We start from the raw sequence: 16121 nt of genomic DNA on the forward strand, positions 1-16121 counted from the left end.
CAGCACCCCGCTCGGACGGCGAGGCCTGCTGGCCGCGAAGTCCGTCGCCGTCCTCACCGTCGTCGCCCTGCAGTTCGCCGTGGTGGGCGCCCTCGGCCTCGCCCTGGGCTGGGAGCCGGACTGGAGCGGCACACCGGCGGCGGTGGTCACGACGTTGCTCGGGACGTCCGCCCTGGTCGCCCTCGCGCTCCTGCTGGGGGGCACGCTGCGGGCCGAGGGCGTGCTGGCCCTCGCCAACCTGGTGTGGGTCGCGCTGCTGGCCCTCGGTGGCGTCGTCGTGCCTGTGAGCCAGCTGCCGGAGGCCCTGCAGCCGGTGGTGAGCGCCCTGCCGTCGGCTGCCCTGGGCGAAGGCCTGCGGGCCGCGCTCGGCTCTGGTCAGGCGAGCGGCACGGCCTGGCTGGTGCTGCTGGTCTGGGCCGCCGCCGCGAGCGTCCTGGCGTCGCGGTTCTTCCGCTGGAGCGACTGAGCTGGGTCGTCGGGGCGCGCGCACGACGCCGCGGGCCGCGTCTGTCACCACCCCTCCCCACGGTCACCGCCTCACCACCGCTGCGTACCCTCATGACGTGACCTCGGCTCCACCCACCAGCCCTCCTGCGCGCACTGCCGACCGGCCCTCCCTGGTCTCTCCGTGGCTGCGCCGGGCCCTGCTGCTCAACCTCGTGCTCGAGGTGGGCATCGTCGTCACGGGCGGGCTCGTCCGCCTCACCGGCAGCGGCCTGGGCTGCCCCACGTGGCCGGAGTGCGTGCCGGGCAGCTACGTGCCGGTGCGCGAGCAGGCCGAGGGCTTCCACCGGTTCATCGAGTTCGGCAACCGCACCCTCACGGGCGCGGTCGGGTTCGGCGCGCTCTTCGTCCTGTATGCCGTGTGGCGCTGGGCCGGCCGCCGGCGTGACCTGATGGTGCCGGCCTGGATCGTCCTCATGGGCGTCGCCACGCAGGCAGTCCTCGGCGGCATCACCGTCCGCACGGGCCTTCACCCGGCGACGGTGGCCGCCCACTTCCTGGTGTCGATGGCCCTCGTGGCGACCTCGGCGTTCCTCCTCGTCCGGTCCGAGGAGCCGCCGGGCCCCCGTGCCCTGGTGGTCCCCCCGCTGGTCGCCCGGCTCGCCTGGCTGGCGTGCGCAGTGGCCGCTGCCGTGCTGGTGCTCGGAACGGTCGTGACCGGCTCGGGCCCGCACTCCGGCGACGCGGACGAGCCTGCACGGTTCGGGTTCGACCCGCGCACGATCTCCTGGCTCCACGCCGACGCCGTGATGCTCTTCATCGGCCTCGTCGTGGCCGTCTGGGTCGCTGCGCGGCTCACGGCCACGAGCCCCCGTGCCGCCGAGGCCTGGCGCTGGGTCCTGCTGGTGACGCTGGTGCAGGGGCTGGTCGGCTACGTGCAGTACCTCGCCGGGCTCCCCGAGGTGCTCGTGATCGCGCACATGCTGCTGGCCTCCCTCCTCGTCGTGGCCCTGACCGCCGGCATGGTCCGGCTCCGCAGCCGCGCCCTGACGCCCGCACCGCCCGCGACGCCCGCCCCGCCGTCGACGCACACGCTGTCGACGGACACGCCCGGCTGAATCGGGGCGCCAGCACCGCGACAGTTGCACAAGACGTCTTGTGCAACTGTTCTTGTGGGTCTACGGTGTCCGCATGCCCACACCCACACCCGAACCCCGGCGCCACGAGGGCGTGCGGACCCTGACCGAGGCCAAGGCGCTCTCCGCCCTCGCCCACCCGTTCCGCGCCCGCATCATGGACGCGCTCAAGGTGGACGGTCCCTCGACCGCGTCCGCCCTGGCCCAGCGCACCGGCCAGGCCGTCGGCAGCGCGAGCCACCACCTCAAGGTCCTCTCTGAGGCGGGCCTCGTGGTCGAGGCACCGGACCTCGCGAAGGACCGCCGCGAGCGGTGGTGGCGACTGGTCGACCGCGGCACCCGGTGGTCACGCTCTGACATCGCCGAGGACACCGCGGCACTCGCCGCGGCGGACGCGGCCGAGGCGCTCGCCTTCCAGCGGCAGGTCGTGCGCACCCAGGACTGGATGGCCAACCGGGAGTCCGACCCGCAGTGGCAGGACGCCGGCTTCGCCACCCAGAACTGGCTGCGACTGACCCCGGACGAGCTGCGCCAGGTGGGCGAGGAGGTCGTCGACGTCCTCATGCGGTGGTCCGGTCGCGAAGTCCCCGAGGACGGCCAGGAGCGCGAGTCGGTCTTCGTCTTCGCCCGAGGCTTCCCGGCCCAGCCGTGACGACGCGACCCGCACCGGTTGCCCTGGGTCTCCCCCTCCACCGCAACCGGGACTTCAGCCTGCTCTGGCTCGGTGAGGGCGTGAGCGTCCTCGGCAACGCCACCACCACCGTCCTCCTCCCGCTGCTCGCGGTCGTCGGCTTCGAAGCCGGGCCCGGGTGGATGGGCGCGCTCACCGCCGCCGCATGGGCTCCCTGGCTGGTCATCGGCCTCCCCGCAGGCGCGTGGGTCGACCGCCTGCCCGCGCGCCGCGTCATGATCGCCAGCGATCTCGTGGCGGCGGCCTTCCTCGCCAGCGTGCCCATCGCCTGGGCGGCGGGGGTTCTCACCCTCCCCCACCTGCTGCTGGTCGCGGTCGGCAACGGCGCCTGCACCGTGTTCTTCAGGGCGGCCTACCCGGCGTTGGTCCGCTCGGTCGCTCCTCCCCACCGACAGGAGTCGGCGTTCTCCAGGCTCTTCGGCACCGAGGCGGCGATGCAGGTGGCAGGGCCCGGACTCGGCGGACTGCTCGCCCAGCTCGTGACGGCAGCCTGGGGACTGGCGCTGGACGCGGCCAGCTTCCTCGTCTCGGCGCTCTGCCTCTGGCGTCTGCGGCTACCGGACACCCGGGAGCGCGACCTGCCGGGACCGGCACCTCAGGCCGGGGAGGAGTCGCTCGGCACCAGGATCCGCGAGGGCATCGCCCTGATCCGTGGCGACCGGGTGCTGCGCTTCTTCACGCTCCTCGGGGGTGTCTCCAACTTCGGCCTGACCGGCTACGGCGCGCTCCTGGTGCTCTTCATGGTTCGCGAGCTCCACCTCGGCTCGGGAGGCGTTGGCGTGGTGATGGCGCTCGGCAGCGTCGGTGGCCTCGTCGGGGCTGCGGTCGCGCCGCGCCTCTCCACCCGGTTCGGGAGTGCCCGCGCCCTGCTGTGGCTCCAGGTCTTCGCCGGGCCCCCCGCCCTGCTGGTGCCGCTGGCCACGCCGGGCGCCGGCGTGGCGTGCATCGTGGCCGGCGTGCTGCTCGTGGGCGTCGGCGTGGTCGCCGGCAACGTGATCCGCGGCGCCTGGCGCAACCGCTACGTGCCGCCGGCCATGCTCGCCCGGCAGGTCACCACGACCCAGGTGGTCAACTTCGGGACCATGCCGCTGGCCGGCCTCGCGGCTGGGTGGATGGGCTCGGCGCTGGGGCTCCGGCCCACCATCGCGATCATGGCGGGGGCACACGCGCTCGCCTGCCTCGCGATGTTCTGGAGCCCGATTCGGGGGCTGCGCGAGCTGCCCGAGCCGGCGACTGCTCAGCCCAGCGGGAGGTGGACCAGCGGGTCGACGGCCACGCCCAGGAAGAGGATGCCGACGTAGGTGATCGAGAAGTGGAACAGCCGCATCGGCCGCAGCACCGCCGGACCCTCGCCCGCCTTCGCAGCCCGCAGCAGGCGGTGCGCCTCGGCGAGGAACAGCCCCCCGGTCGCCAGCGCGGTGACGAGGTAGATCCACCCCATGTCCGCGACGGGCACCAAGAGCAGCGAGGTGGCGACCATGGCCCAGGAGTAGGCCACGATCTGTCGCGCCACGACGACGAACTTCTCGACGACGGGCAGCATCGGCACGTGGGCCGCGGCGTAGTCGTCCTTGAACCGCATGGACAGCGGCCAGTAGTGCGGCGGGGTCCAGAAGAAGATGACGAGGAAGAGGACGACCGCCTCCCAGCCGACCGTGCCCGTCACGGCCGCCCAGCCGATGAGCACCGGCCTGCACCCGGCGGCGCCGCCCCAGACGATGTTCTGCGCGGTCCGGCGCTTGAGGATCATCGTGTAGCCCACGGCATACATGACGATCGCGCCCAGCGAGAGAGCCGCTGAGAGCAGGTTGACCTGCCACGCGAACCACGCGGTCGACACCACCGTGAGCACGGCACCGAAGACCACACCCTGGCGCGGCGTGACCTCGCCGGTGACCATCGGCCGGTTGCTGGTGCGGTGCATCTCCGCGTCGATGTCACGGTCGTAGACGCAGTTGAACGTGTTGGCCGCGCCGGCGCTCAGCGCGCCACCGACCAGCGTCGCCACGATCAGCCACAGCGACGGTATGCCGCGCTCGGCCAGGAACATGACCGGCACCGTGGTCACGAGCAGGAGCTCGATGATGCGCGGCTTGGTCAGGGCGATGTAGGCGCCGACGGTGCGCCTCCACCCCGGGGCTGGGGACGCGGAGATCCGGGCAGACGGATCGAGAGCGGTCACAGCGTCCTTTTCGGGTGGTGCGGGGGCGAGACGAATCGCGCGCCAGTCTATCCCGGGGCCGGAGTGCCCGGTGGACGGGACTGCGTGCGACGCAGGTCACCCTCCGCACTAGGCTCGACCCCGTTGTCGTGCCCCTCTCCGAAGGAGACATGTACCCGTGACCACCACACGCACCGCCCCGTCCGCGAAGGCCCCGGGACGCGACACCTCCCTTCCTCGCCCCGTCGCGACGAAGGCGGGCTGGAGCGACCTCGACGTGCGGGCGGTCGACACCGTGCGGGTCCTCGCCGCGGACTCCGTGCAGAAGGTCGGGAACGGCCACCCCGGCACGGCGATGAGCCTGGCGCCCGTGGCGTACCTGCTCTACCAGCAGGTGATGACCCACAACCCCGCCGACCCGCACTGGCTGGGGCGCGACCGGTTCGTCCTCTCCTGCGGCCACTCCAGCCTGACGCAGTACATCCAGCTCTTCCTCGCCGGGTACGGCCTCGAGCTCGAGGACCTGAAGTCGCTGCGCACCTGGGGCTCCCTGACACCCGGCCACCCCGAGGTCCACCACACCGACGGCGTCGAGATCACCACCGGGCCCCTCGGTTCGGGCCTGGCCTCCGCCGTCGGCATGGCGTTCGCCCAGCGCCGCCAGCGCGGCCTGCTGGACCCCGACGCCAAGCCCGGCGAGAGCCCGTTCGATCACCACATCTGGGTGCTCGCCTCCGACGGCGACATGATGGAGGGCGTCTCCCACGAGGCCTGCTCGCTGGCCGGCCACCAGGAGCTGGGCAACCTCACGGTCGTCTACGACGCCAACCAGATCTCCATCGAGGACGACACCGACATCTCCCTGTCCGAGGACGTCGGCAGGCGGTTCGAGGCGTACGGCTGGGAGGTCGTCGACGTCGACTGGCGCAAGGACGGCAACGGCCAGACCTACGTCGAGGACGTCGACGCGCTCCACACCGCCCTCGAGGCATCCAAGACCTCGTCCAGGCCGACACTGGTGGTCCTCCACACCATCATCGCGTGGCCCGCCCCGACGAAGCAGGACACCGGCAAGTCGCACGGCTCGGCACTCGGCGACGAGGAGATCGCCGCAACCAAGGAGCTGCTCGGCTTCAACCCGAAGAAGACCTTCGAGGTCGACCGGGCCGTCCTGGCCCACACCCGCAAGGCGAAGGCCCGTGGCAAGGCCGCGCAGCAGGCGTGGAAGAAGTCGTATGCCGCGTGGCGCAAGGCCGACAAGGAGCGCGCCGCGCTCCTCGACCGGCTCGTGGCCGGCGAGCTGCCCGACGGCCTGTCGAAGGCCCTCCCGGTGTTCCCGGCCGACAGCGAGAAGGGCCTCGCGACCCGTGCGGCCTCGGGCAAGGTCCTGGCCGCCATCGGCGAGGTGATGCCCGAGCTGTGGGGCGGGTCCGCCGACCTCGCGGAGTCGAACAACACGACCATGGAGGGCGCGGAGTCCTTCATCCCCTCGCACAAGCAGACCCGCGAGTGGAAGGGCGGTCCCTACGGCCGGACCCTCCACTTCGGCGTCCGCGAGCACGGCATGGGGATGATCCTCAACGGCATCGCGCTCGAGGGGCTGACCCGGCCGTACGGCGGGACGTTCCTCGTGTTCTCGGACTACATGCGTCCGGCCGTCCGGCTCGCGGCGATCCAGCAGCTGCCGGTCACCTTCGTCTGGACCCACGACTCCATCGGCCTCGGCGAGGACGGCCCCACGCACCAGCCGGTCGAGCACCTCGCGGCCCTGCGGGCCATCCCGGGCCTCGACGTGATCCGCCCGGCCGACGCCAACGAGACCGCCGCGGCGTGGGCCGCCCTGCTGCGCCACCGCGACCGGCCGGCTGCACTGGCGCTGACCCGGCAGGCCGTCCCGGTCTACGACCGCAAGGAGTTCGCCAGGGCCAGCAACGTCGCCAAGGGCGGCTACGTCATGGCCGAGGCGTCGACCGGGACCCCGGAGGTCATCCTCGTCGCCACCGGTTCGGAGGTGCAGCTCGCGGTCGAGGCGCGCGAGACCCTGGAGAAGCGTGGGATCGCCACGCGCGTGGTCTCCATGCCCTGCCGCGAGTGGTTCGACGCCCAGTCCGCGGCCTACCGCGAGAGGGTCCTGCCGAAGGCGGTTCGTGCGCGCGTCAGCATCGAGGCGGGCGCCACCCAGGGCTGGCGCGAGGTCGTCGGCGACGCGGGCGAGGTCATCGGCATCGACCACTTCGGCGCCTCCGCGGACTTCAAGACCCTCTTCAAGGAATTCGGCTTCACCACCCAGGCCGTCGTGGCCGCCGCGAGGCGGTCCCTCAAGGCAGCGAAGGGAAACTGACCATGACCTACCGCCCGACCGACAACGCCGCCATCAAGGCCCTCGCCGCCAACGGCGTCTCCGTCTGGCTCGACGACCTGTCGCGCCAGCGGATCCAGAGCGGCAACCTCCAGGAGCTCATCGACACCAAGGGCGTCGTCGGCGTGACGACGAACCCGTCGATCTTCCAGCTCGCGCTCTCCGAGGGGGACGCCTACGACGAGCAGGCCGCCCAGCTCGCCGGCCTGGGCAGGACCGTCGACGAGACCGTGTTCGAGATGACCACCGAGGACGTCCGCAACGCGTGCGACATCCTGCGGCCGGTCTACGAGGCGACCGAAGGGGTCGACGGCCGGGTCTCGATCGAGGTCGACCCGCGCCTGGCCCACGACACCGCCAGGACCGTCGAGCAGGCCAAGGCGCTCTGGGCGACCGTCGACCGCCCCAACGTCTTCATCAAGATCCCGGCCACGGTGGAGGGCCTGCCCGCCATCTCGCAGGTGCTGGCCGAGGGGATCAGCGTCAACGTCACGCTGATCTTCTCCCTCGACCGCTACCGCGGCGTGATGAACGCCTTCCTCACCGGCCTCGAGCAGGCCCGCGAGGCCGGGCTCGACCTCACCGAGATCGACTCCGTCGCCTCCTTCTTCGTCTCACGCGTCGACACCGAGGTCGACAAGCGCCTCGACGCCATCGGCACCGAGGAGGCCGCGGCCCTCAAGGGGCAGGCCGGGGTCGCCAACGCCCGCCTCGCCTACCAGGCGTACGAGGAGGTCTTCTCGACGCCGCGCTGGCAGAACCTCGCCGACGACGGCGCCCACGTCCAGCGCCCCCTGTGGGCCTCGACCGGGGTGAAGAACCCGGAGTACTCCGACACGCTCTACGTCACCGAGCTCGTCGCCCCCAACACGGTCAACACCATGCCCGAGAAGACGCTCGACGCGGTCCTCGACCACGGCGAGATCCGCGGCGACACCGTGCGGCCGAACTACGAGGACGCCGCGGACGTGCTCGACGCGCTCGAGCGTCTCGGCATCTCCTACGCCGACGTCACCTCCCTTCTCGAGAAGGAGGGCGTCCAGAAGTTCGAGGCGTCGTGGGAGGAGCTGCTCCAGGGCGTGCGCGCCGAGCTCGACAGGGTCACCGCGTGAGCGCGCTCGGCGTGGTCGCCTCCGGCCCATCGGCCGACGCGATCGAGGCGCGGGTCCCCGGTCTCGTGCAGGAGCGGTTCGCGAGCCGGCTGTTCGGTCAGGACTCGACCCTCTGGGGCCCCGACGCCCAGGCCGAGGCGTCGATCCGCCTGGCCTGGGTCGGGCTCCCGCGCTCGTCCCGGCCGCTGGTCGGCGAGGTGGCCGCCCTGCGTGAGCAGCTCCGCGCCGAGGGTGTGGACCGGGTCGTGCTCTGCGGCATGGGCGGCTCCTCGCTCGCGCCCGAGGTCATCTGCGCCACCGCGGGCGTCGACCTGGTCGTGCTCGACTCCTCGGACCCCGGCATGGTGCGCTCCGCCCTCGTCGACCTCGACCGCACGGTGGTCGTGGTGTCGAGCAAGTCCGGCTCCACGCTGGAGACCGACTCGCAGCGCCGGGCCTTCCAGGCCGCCTTCTCCGAGCTCGGCATCGACCCGACGTCACGCATCGTCATCGTCACCGACCCCGGCAGCCCCCTGGACCAGGAGGCCCGCTCCGGCGGCTACCGGGTCGTGAACGCCGACCCGGACGTCGGCGGGCGGTACTCCGCGCTGACGGCGTTCGGGCTCGTCCCGTCTGGCCTGGCCGGCGCCGACATCGAGGCGCTGCTCGACGACGCGGAGGCCGTGGCCGACGTCCTCGCCGAGGACGACGACGCCAACCCTGCCCTGCGCCTCGGCTCCGCCATGGCCGGCACCGAACCGCTGCGTGACAAGCTCGTGCTGCTGGAGGCCGGCTCCGGGATCGTCGGCCTGCCCGACTGGGCCGAGCAGCTCATCGCCGAGAGCACCGGGAAGCAGGGCACCGGCATCCTGCCCGTGGTCGTCGCCTCGGCGTCCGACCCGGAGGCGGCCGGCCCCGGCGCCGACACGACCGTGGTGCGCCTGACGGGCGACGACGAGTCGGAGGACGCCCTGCCCACCGGCGAGGCAGCCGTGGACGGCCTCGTGCACCCCGACCGCTCCGAGATCGAGGTCAGCGGCCCGCTCGGGGCGCAGCTCCTGCTCTGGGAGGCCGCGACGGCGGTAGCGGGCCGGCTCCTCGGCATCAACCCGTTCGACCAGCCCGACGTGGAGAGCGCCAAGAAGGCCGCCAGGGGCCTGCTCGAGGCCGCGGGATCCGGTGGCGACGAGCCGGCCTTCACCGAGGGTGCCGTCGCGGTCCGTGCGCTGGGAGGCGACTGGCTCGGCCCGGCCGACAGCGTCCCCGCGGCGCTCGACGCACTGCTGGCCCAGCTCGACTCCGACCGCGGGTACGTCGCGGTGATGGCCTACCTCGACCGGCTCGCCGACGCGGACCTCGCCGCCGCGCGCCCGCAGCTGGCCCGGCGCACGGGTCGTCCGGTCACGTTCGGCTGGGGGCCCCGCTTCCTCCACTCGACCGGGCAGTTCCACAAGGGCGGTCCCGCGACGGGCATCTACCTCCTCGTCACGGCCGAGCCCGCGGAGGACCTCGCCATCCCCGGCAGGGAGTTCACCTTCGGCCAGTTCATCGCCGCACAGGCCGCCGGGGACGCCCAGGTCCTGGCCGAGCACGGCCGTCCGGTGCTCCACCTCCACCTGACCGACCACGACGCCGGCCTCGCGCAGATCACGGAGGCGCTCTCCGTTCGGCAGACATCCACGGAAGGCACTGCATGACTCCGACCCGGGTGACCCAGGGCAACAACCCGCTCCGTGACCCGCGCGACAAGCGTCTCCCCCGCATCGCCGGCCCCTGTGGGCTCGTGCTGTTCGGCGTGACCGGGGACCTCGCCCGCAAGAAGCTCATGCCGGCGATCTACGACCTGGCGAACCGCGGCCTGCTGCCGCCGGGCTTCTCCCTCGTCGGGTTCGCCCGCCGCGACTGGGCCGACCAGGACTTCGGCAAGGTCGTCTACGAGGCCGTCAAGCAGCACGCACGCACCCCCTTCCGGGAGGACGTGTGGCGCAACCTCTCCGAGGGATTCCGTTTCGTCCCAGGGGTTTTCGACGACCCCGCCGCGTTCGACCTGCTCGCCGAGACCGTGCACGCCCTCGAGAAGGAGCGGGGCACCGGGGGCAACAACGCGTTCTACCTCTCGATCCCGCCCGGCTTCTTCTCCACCGTGTGCGAGCAGCTCGAGCGCTGCGGGCTGACCCGGTCCGACAACGGCGCCTGGCGCCGGGTGGTCATCGAGAAACCGTTCGGCCACGACCTCGAGAGCGCCCGCGAGCTCAACGACATCGTGGAGGGCGTCTTCCCGCCCGACTCGGTGTTCCGCATCGACCACTACCTCGGCAAGGAGACGGTCCAGAACCTCCTCGCCCTGCGCTTCGCGAACCAGCTGTTCGAGCCGGTCTGGAACGCCAACTACGTCGACCACGTGCAGATCACGATGGCCGAGGACATCGGCATCGCCGGCCGCGCGGGCTACTACGACGGCATCGGCGCCGCACGCGACGTCATCCAGAACCACCTCCTCCAGCTGCTCGCCCTCACCGCGATGGAGGAGCCGGTCTCCTTCGACGCCGACCACCTGCGCGCCGAGAAGGAGAAGGTCCTCTCGGCCGTGCGCCTCCCGCACGACCTGTCCAGGGCGACGGCCCGCGGCCAGTACGCCGCCGGCTGGCAGGGCGGCGACCAGGTCATCGGCTACCTCGACGAGGACGGCATCGCCACGGAGTCCACCACCGAGACGTATGCCGCGCTGAAGCTGGAGATCGACACGCGCCGCTGGGCGGGCGTGCCGTTCTACCTGCGTACCGGCAAACGGCTCGGCAAGCGGGTGACCGAGATCGCCGTGGTCTTCAAGAAGGCACCGCACCTGCCCTTCGAGCACACGGCGACCGAGGAGCTCGGCCAGAACGCCATCGTCATCCGCGTCCAGCCCGACGAGGGCATCACCATGCGCTTCGGCGCCAAGGTGCCCGGCGCGCAGATGGAGGTGCGCGACGTGTCGATGGACTTCGGCTACGGCCGCGCCTTCACCGAGTCCAGCCCGGAGGCCTACGAGCGGCTGATCCTCGACGTCCTGCTCGGGGACCCGCCGCTGTTCCCCCGGCACGAGGAGGTCGAGCTGTCCTGGAAGATCCTCGACCCGGTCGAGCGCTTCTGGGCCAGGCACGGGCGCCCCGACCCCTACCCCGCCGGCGGCTGGGGCCCGGAGAGCGCCGACGAGATGATGCGCCGCGACGGGCGCGTCTGGAGGATGCCGTGATCGTCGACCTGCCCAGCACCACCACCATCGCGGTCAGCAAGAAGCTCGTCCGGCTGCGCCAGGACGTCGGCGCGATGGCGCTCAGCCGGGTGCTCACCCTCGTCGTCGTGGTCGACGAGAAGCACGCCGAGGAGGCCATCGAGGTCGCGAACGACGCCAGCCACCAGCACCCCTGCCGCATCATCGCCGTCGTCACCGGCAACAGGCGAGGGGTCTCGCGCCTCGACGCCCAGATCCGGGTCGGCGGCGACGCCGGGGCCAGCGAGGTCGTCGTGCTGCGGCTCTACGGCCCGCTCACCGCGCACGGCCGCAGCGTCGTCATCCCGCTGCTGCTGCCGGACTCCCCGGTCGTGGCGTGGTGGCCGCACGACGCCCCCCGCAACGGGTCCGAGGACCCGATCGGGGCGATGGCGCAGCGCCGCATCACCGACGCCGCGCACTCCAAGAGCCCGCGAGCCGAGATGAAGCAGCGGGCGAGGACCTACGCGCCCGGCGACTCCGACCTGGCCTGGACCCGCGTCACGCTCTGGCGAGGGCTCCTCGCCGCCGCCCTGGACCAGCCGCCCTACGAGCCCGTGGTGTCCGCGACCGTGACGGGTGCGAGCGACTCGCCCTCGGCCGACCTGCTGGCCGCCTGGCTGGCCAACGGGCTGCGCTGCCCGGTGGCCCGGACCCGCTCACGGGCCGGCAGCGGGGTCGTCAGCGTCCGGCTCGAACGACGCAGCGGGAACATCGACCTCGTCCGGCCCGAGGGCGACTCGGCGACGCTGATCCAACCCGGCCAGCCCGACCGCACCATCGCGCTGCCGCACCGCAGTGACGCCGAGTGCCTCGCCGACGAGCTGCGCCGCCTCGACCCCGACGAGGTCTACGCAGAGGTGATGACCAAGGGCATGCGCCTGCTCGGCGGTGGCAAGGGCAAGACCGCCAGCGAGGCTGTCGCCGACGGTGAGGCGCCCTCGCCCGCCGAGGCCCGGCGGACCGCCGCACGGATCAAGCGGGCCGCCCGGGCCCAGTCGCGCAGCTCGATGGTCGAGGCCGCTCCCGAGCCGCCCGCGACCAGCGACCGCGCGACCGTGAAGGAGGCAGCCGCGCGCAAGCTCGCGGACGCCAGGGGCCAGTCGGGCCCCGACAGCGTCGACGAGACCGGCAACGCCGCCACGGAGCCCGGCTCGTGAGCCGCTCCCCCGTGGTCGTGGTCCACCGAGACAAGCAGCTGCTGGCCGACGCGGCCGCGGCCCGCCTCGTGACCGCGATCGTCGATGCCCAGGCGTCCCGCGGCGAGGCCGACGTCGTGCTGACCGGCGGCTCGATGGGCTCGGCGATCCTGGAGTCCCTCGGCGCCAGCGCGGTCCGCGACGCGGTGGACTGGTCGCGGGTCAACGTCTGGTGGGGCGACGAGCGCTTCCTGCCCTCCGGTGACCCGGAGCGCAACGAGACCCAGGCCCGAGCAGCCCTGCTCGACGAGGTGGGGCTCGACCCCGCCCGGGTCCACGCGGTTCCCGGGCCCGACAGCCCGCACGGCGCCAGCCCCGAGGCGTCCGCCGCGTGGTATGCCGCTCAGCTCGCCGACCACGCGGCCCGGGGCGAGGACGTCCCGCGCTTCGACGTGGTGATGCTGGGCGTGGGCCCCGACGCGCACGTCGCCTCGCTCTTCCCCGAGCACCCGGTGCTGCACGAGGAGGACCGGGCGGTCGTCGGCGTGCACGGCTCTCCCAAGCCGCCGCCGATGCGGGTCTCGCTGACGTTCCGCGCGCTGTGCTCGGCCCGTGACGTGTGGTTCCTCGTGGCCGGCGCGGACAAGGCCAAGGCGGTCGGGCTCGCCCTCTCCGGTGCGGGGCCGATGCAGGCCCCTGCAGCGGGCGTGAGCGGCATACGGTCCACGACGTGGCTGCTGGACCGCCCGGCTGCGACGCACGTGCCCAAGGCGCTCATCCGCATCAGCTCGCCCTGACCGAGCCGCCCTCCTGACTCATCCCGACGGATTGCTCGAAACCCACCGCGGAGGCCCGATATCGGGCCTCCGCGGTGGGTTTCGGGCAGTCAGTAGTGCGGTGCCGCTACTGGATGAGCTTGCGCTCCCGCAGCGTGGCCAGCGCCTCGTCGAGGATGGCTTTGCCGTCGGCGTCGGAGCGGCGCTCCTTCACGTAGGCCAGATGCGTCTTGTACGGCTCGACCTTCGGCGGAGCCGGGGGGTTCTCCTCGTCCTGCCCGGCCGGGAAGCCGCAGCGCGGGCAGTCCCAGAACTCGGGGACGGCCAGGCCCGGCTCCTCGGCGAAGCTCGGCCGGGTCTGGTGGCCGTTGGCGCACCAGTAGGAGACGAAGACGCGCGGTGCTGCGTCACCGCGCTCGGCCTCGCCCATCGGGCCTGCGCCGACACGGCTTCCGCGGATTGCGTTGCCACCTGCCATGGGTTCTCAGCGGTCCTTTCGTGCTGTGCGCGGGTCGATCAGGCGGAGAAGCGGTCGATGAGCCCGATGCCGACGATGCAGGCGAACCAGATGATCGCGACGGCGACGGTGAAGCGGTCGAGGTTGCGCTCGGCCACCGACGAGGAGCCCAGCGAGGTGGACATGCCACCGCCGAACATGTCGGACAGACCGCCACCCTTGCCCTTGTGCAGCAGGATCAACAGGGTGAGGAACAGTCCACCAATGACCAGCAGGACCTGCAGGCCAATCCGTACGGCTTCCACGCGTCACCTTTTCCGTTTGACGTTGTTGACGCCGCTCTGAAGGAGCAGCACGGGCCAGAATACCTGCTCGCCCTCCACGGCCGAACCGCGCCGCCCCCGGGCGTGGCGGCTCAAGCGGTGGTGACGTGGTCCCTGAAGCGGCAGATCGACGCGAACTCGTCCGGCACGATCGAGGCACCGCCGACGAGGGCGCCGTCGACATCCTCCTCGGCCATGATCGCGGCGACGTTGTTCGCCTTGACGGAACCGCCGTAGAGAATGCGCACGCCGTCGGCGAGGTCCCCCGTGTACAGCTCGGCGAGCTTGGTCCGGATGGCCGCGCAGACCTCCTGGGCGTCCTGCGGTGTGGCGACCTCGCCGGTGCCGATGGCCCACACCGGCTCGTAGGCGATGACGATGGTCTTCGCCTGCTCCGCGGTGATGCCGGCGAGCCCCGCCTCGACCTGTGCGAGGACGTGCTCGACGTGGCCGTCGGCCTGGCGAACCTCGAGCCCCTCCCCGACACAGAAGATCGGCGTGAGCCCGTGCCGGTAGGCCGCCTTGAGCTTCGCGTTCACGACCTCGTCACCCTCGGCGTGGTACTCGCGACGCTCGCTGTGCCCGACGACGACGTACGTGCAGCCGAGCTTGGCCAGGAACGCCCCGGAGACCTCGCCGGTGTACGCGCCGCTGTCGTGGGCCGAGAGGTCCTGGGCGCCGTGGCGCAGCTCGAGCCTGTCGCCGTCGATCAGCGTCTGCACCGAGCGCAGGTCCGTGAACGGCGGGAGCACCGCCACCTCGACGGCGCCGAAGTCGTGCTTGCCGTCCCGCAGCGTCCAGTCCAGCTTCTGCACCAGGTGGGTCGCCTGGAGGTGGTCGAGGTTCATCTTCCAGTTGCCGGCCATCAGCGGGGTCCGGCCGTCTGTCTTCGGGGCCATCAGCCCTCCTGCTCGTCGAGAACGGTCAGACCGGGGAGCTGCTTGCCCTCGAGGTACTCGAGGCTCGCGCCGCCACCGGTCGAGATGTGGCCGAACTGGTCGTCGGAGAAGCCGAGCTGCCGCACGGCAGCGGCGGAGTCGCCGCCGCCCACGACCGTCAGCGCGCCCTTCTCGGTCAGCTCGACGAGGGCCTCGGCCACGGCAGCGGTGCCCGCGGCATACGGCTCCATCTCGAACGCGCCCATCGGGCCGTTCCAGAAGACCGTCTTGCAGTGCTTGAGCTTCTCGGCGAACAGGAAGGCTGACTCCGGTCCGATGTCGAGGCCCATCCGGTCCGCGGGGATGACGCCCGCCGGCACGACCTGCGGGTCGGCGTCGGCTGAGAACGCGGTCGCGGCGACGATGTCGACCGGCAGCACGATCTCGACGCCCCGCTCGTGGGCCTGCTCGAGGTAGCCCTTGACGGTCTCGACCTGGTCGGCCTCGAGGAGGCTGGTGCCGACCTCGTAGTCCTGGGCCTTGAGGAAGGTGAAGACCATGCCGCCCCCGATCAGGAGCCGGTCCGCGGTCCTCAGCAGGTTGTCGATGACCCCGAGCTTGTCGGAGACCTTCGCGCCGCCGAGCACCACGGCATACGGTCGCTCCGGGCTCTCGGTGAGGCGCTCGAGCACGCCCACCTCCGTCTCCACCAGGCCACCGACCGCCGAGGGGAGCAGGCGCGCTACGTCGTAGACGGACGCCTGCTTGCGGTGCACGACACCGAAGCCGTCGGAGACGAACACGTCCGCGAGAGAGGCGAGCTGGTCGGCGAAGGCACCACGCTCGGTGTCGTCCTTGGACGTCTCGCCCGGGTTGAAGCGCAGGTTCTCCAGCAGCACCACGTCACCGTCGCCGGCGGCCTCCACCGCCGCCTTCGCGGACGCCCCGACGGTGTCCTCGGCGAAGCGGACCTCGCGACCGAGCACCTCGCTGAGCCGCCGGGCGACCGGGGCGAGGGAGTACCTCTCCTCCGGGGTGCCCTTGGGCCGGCCGAGGTGGGCGCACACGATGACGCGCGCGCCCGCCTCGGAGAGGGCCATGATCGTCGGCGCGGACGCACGGATGCGTCCGTCGTCGGTGATCGTCGTGCCGTCCAGCGGCACGTTCAGGTCGGAGCGGACGAGGACGCGCCTGCCGCGCAGGTCGCCCAGCTCGGCGATGGTCTTCACTTCTCGCTTCCCTCCCGGGCGCTCGACGTCAGAGGGACTGGCCGACGAGCAGCGTCAGGTCGATGAGGCGGTTGGAGTAGCCCCACTCGTTGTCGTACCAGCCGACGACCTTGACCTGGTTGCCGATGACCTTGGTCAGGCCCGCGTCGAAGATGCAGGAGGCGGGGTCGGTCTCGATGTCCTT

Annotated in this window: 15 protein-coding genes and 1 pseudogene; 10 read left to right on the forward strand and 6 right to left on the reverse strand. The window is 72.2% G+C overall.

Going from position 1 to position 16121, the window contains the following annotated elements; translation table 11 throughout:
- The 4 genes from VIB11_RS06325 to VIB11_RS06340 form a co-directional block, all read left to right on the forward strand.
- On the forward strand, positions 1 to 466 hold a 466-nt coding region (locus VIB11_RS06325; protein ID WP_332029454.1), incomplete at its 5' end, for an ABC transporter permease.
- Between the two features lie 97 nt (positions 467 to 563).
- A complete protein-coding gene (locus VIB11_RS06330) occupies positions 564 to 1562 on the forward strand; it encodes a COX15/CtaA family protein (protein WP_332029456.1) in 999 nt (332 codons plus the stop codon).
- A gap of 73 nt (positions 1563 to 1635) precedes the next feature.
- On the forward strand, positions 1636 to 2232 hold the full coding sequence (locus tag VIB11_RS06335; protein WP_332029458.1) for a winged helix-turn-helix domain-containing protein: 597 nt from the start codon (positions 1636 to 1638) through the stop codon (positions 2230 to 2232).
- The gene (locus VIB11_RS06340) at positions 2229 to 3572 is read left to right on the forward strand and encodes an MFS transporter (protein ID WP_332029460.1); all 1344 of its coding nucleotides are present in this window, start codon (positions 2229 to 2231) and stop codon (positions 3570 to 3572) included. Before VIB11_RS06335 ends, VIB11_RS06340 begins: the two co-directional genes overlap by 4 nt.
- Here VIB11_RS06340 and VIB11_RS06345 read toward each other — a convergent pair.
- Complete coding sequence (locus tag VIB11_RS06345) at positions 3509 to 4453, reverse strand: heme o synthase (RefSeq protein ID WP_332029462.1); 945 nt, start codon at positions 4451 to 4453, stop codon at positions 3509 to 3511. The genes VIB11_RS06340 and VIB11_RS06345 overlap by 64 nt on opposite strands.
- A 157-nt stretch (positions 4454 to 4610) precedes the next feature.
- On the opposite strand from VIB11_RS06345, the gene tkt reads away from it, so the two are divergent.
- From tkt to pgl, 6 genes are read left to right on the forward strand one after another with little or no spacing between them, the layout of a single operon-like run.
- Positions 4611 to 6773 carry a transketolase gene (gene tkt, locus VIB11_RS06350; protein ID WP_332029464.1) on the forward strand — a complete coding sequence of 721 codons (2163 nt, stop codon included), beginning with the start codon at positions 4611 to 4613 and terminating at the stop codon, positions 6771 to 6773.
- A 2-nt stretch (positions 6774 to 6775) separates the two neighbouring features.
- The gene (tal, locus tag VIB11_RS06355) at positions 6776 to 7903 is read left to right on the forward strand and encodes a transaldolase (protein WP_332029466.1); all 1128 of its coding nucleotides are present in this window, start codon (positions 6776 to 6778) and stop codon (positions 7901 to 7903) included.
- On the forward strand, positions 7900 to 9579 hold the full coding sequence (locus VIB11_RS06360; RefSeq protein WP_332029468.1) for a glucose-6-phosphate isomerase: 1680 nt from the start codon (positions 7900 to 7902) through the stop codon (positions 9577 to 9579). Before tal ends, VIB11_RS06360 begins: the two co-directional genes overlap by 4 nt.
- The gene (gene zwf / locus VIB11_RS06365) at positions 9576 to 11117 is read left to right on the forward strand and encodes a glucose-6-phosphate dehydrogenase (RefSeq protein ID WP_332029470.1); all 1542 of its coding nucleotides are present in this window, start codon (positions 9576 to 9578) and stop codon (positions 11115 to 11117) included. Before VIB11_RS06360 ends, zwf begins: the two co-directional genes overlap by 4 nt.
- On the forward strand, positions 11114 to 12295 hold the full coding sequence (gene opcA / locus VIB11_RS06370; protein WP_332029471.1) for a glucose-6-phosphate dehydrogenase assembly protein OpcA: 1182 nt from the start codon (positions 11114 to 11116) through the stop codon (positions 12293 to 12295). The genes zwf and opcA overlap by 4 nt, the downstream gene beginning before the upstream one ends.
- Positions 12292 to 13071 carry a 6-phosphogluconolactonase gene (pgl, locus tag VIB11_RS06375; protein ID WP_332029473.1) on the forward strand — a complete coding sequence of 260 codons (780 nt, stop codon included), beginning with the start codon at positions 12292 to 12294 and terminating at the stop codon, positions 13069 to 13071. Before opcA ends, pgl begins: the two co-directional genes overlap by 4 nt.
- Before the next feature lie 106 nt (positions 13072 to 13177).
- On the opposite strand, the gene VIB11_RS06380 is transcribed toward pgl, so the two are convergent.
- The 5 genes and pseudogenes from VIB11_RS06380 to VIB11_RS06400 all read right to left on the reverse strand — a co-directional run.
- Positions 13178 to 13528: an RNA polymerase-binding protein RbpA gene (locus VIB11_RS06380; RefSeq protein ID WP_332029475.1), complete on the reverse strand. Its 351-nt coding sequence runs from the start codon at positions 13526 to 13528 to the stop codon at positions 13178 to 13180.
- A gap of 38 nt (positions 13529 to 13566) precedes the next feature.
- Positions 13567 to 13812 carry a preprotein translocase subunit SecG gene (gene secG / locus VIB11_RS06385; RefSeq protein WP_332029477.1) on the reverse strand — a complete coding sequence of 82 codons (246 nt, stop codon included), beginning with the start codon at positions 13810 to 13812 and terminating at the stop codon, positions 13567 to 13569.
- A 110-nt stretch (positions 13813 to 13922) separates the two neighbouring features.
- Positions 13923 to 14729 (reverse strand): triose-phosphate isomerase, encoded by an 807-nt coding sequence (gene tpiA / locus VIB11_RS06390; RefSeq protein WP_332029479.1) that lies wholly within the window; start codon positions 14727 to 14729, stop codon positions 13923 to 13925.
- Positions 14729 to 15937 carry a phosphoglycerate kinase gene (locus tag VIB11_RS06395; protein ID WP_332029481.1) on the reverse strand — a complete coding sequence of 403 codons (1209 nt, stop codon included), beginning with the start codon at positions 15935 to 15937 and terminating at the stop codon, positions 14729 to 14731. The genes tpiA and VIB11_RS06395 overlap by 1 nt, the downstream gene beginning before the upstream one ends.
- A gap of 28 nt (positions 15938 to 15965) precedes the next feature.
- Positions 15966 to 16121, reverse strand: a pseudogene (locus VIB11_RS06400) (type I glyceraldehyde-3-phosphate dehydrogenase); the annotation flags it as partial.

Source organism: Pedococcus sp., from assembly GCF_036554925.1.
In the GTDB taxonomy this organism is placed as follows: domain Bacteria; phylum Actinomycetota; class Actinomycetes; order Actinomycetales; family Dermatophilaceae; genus Pedococcus_A.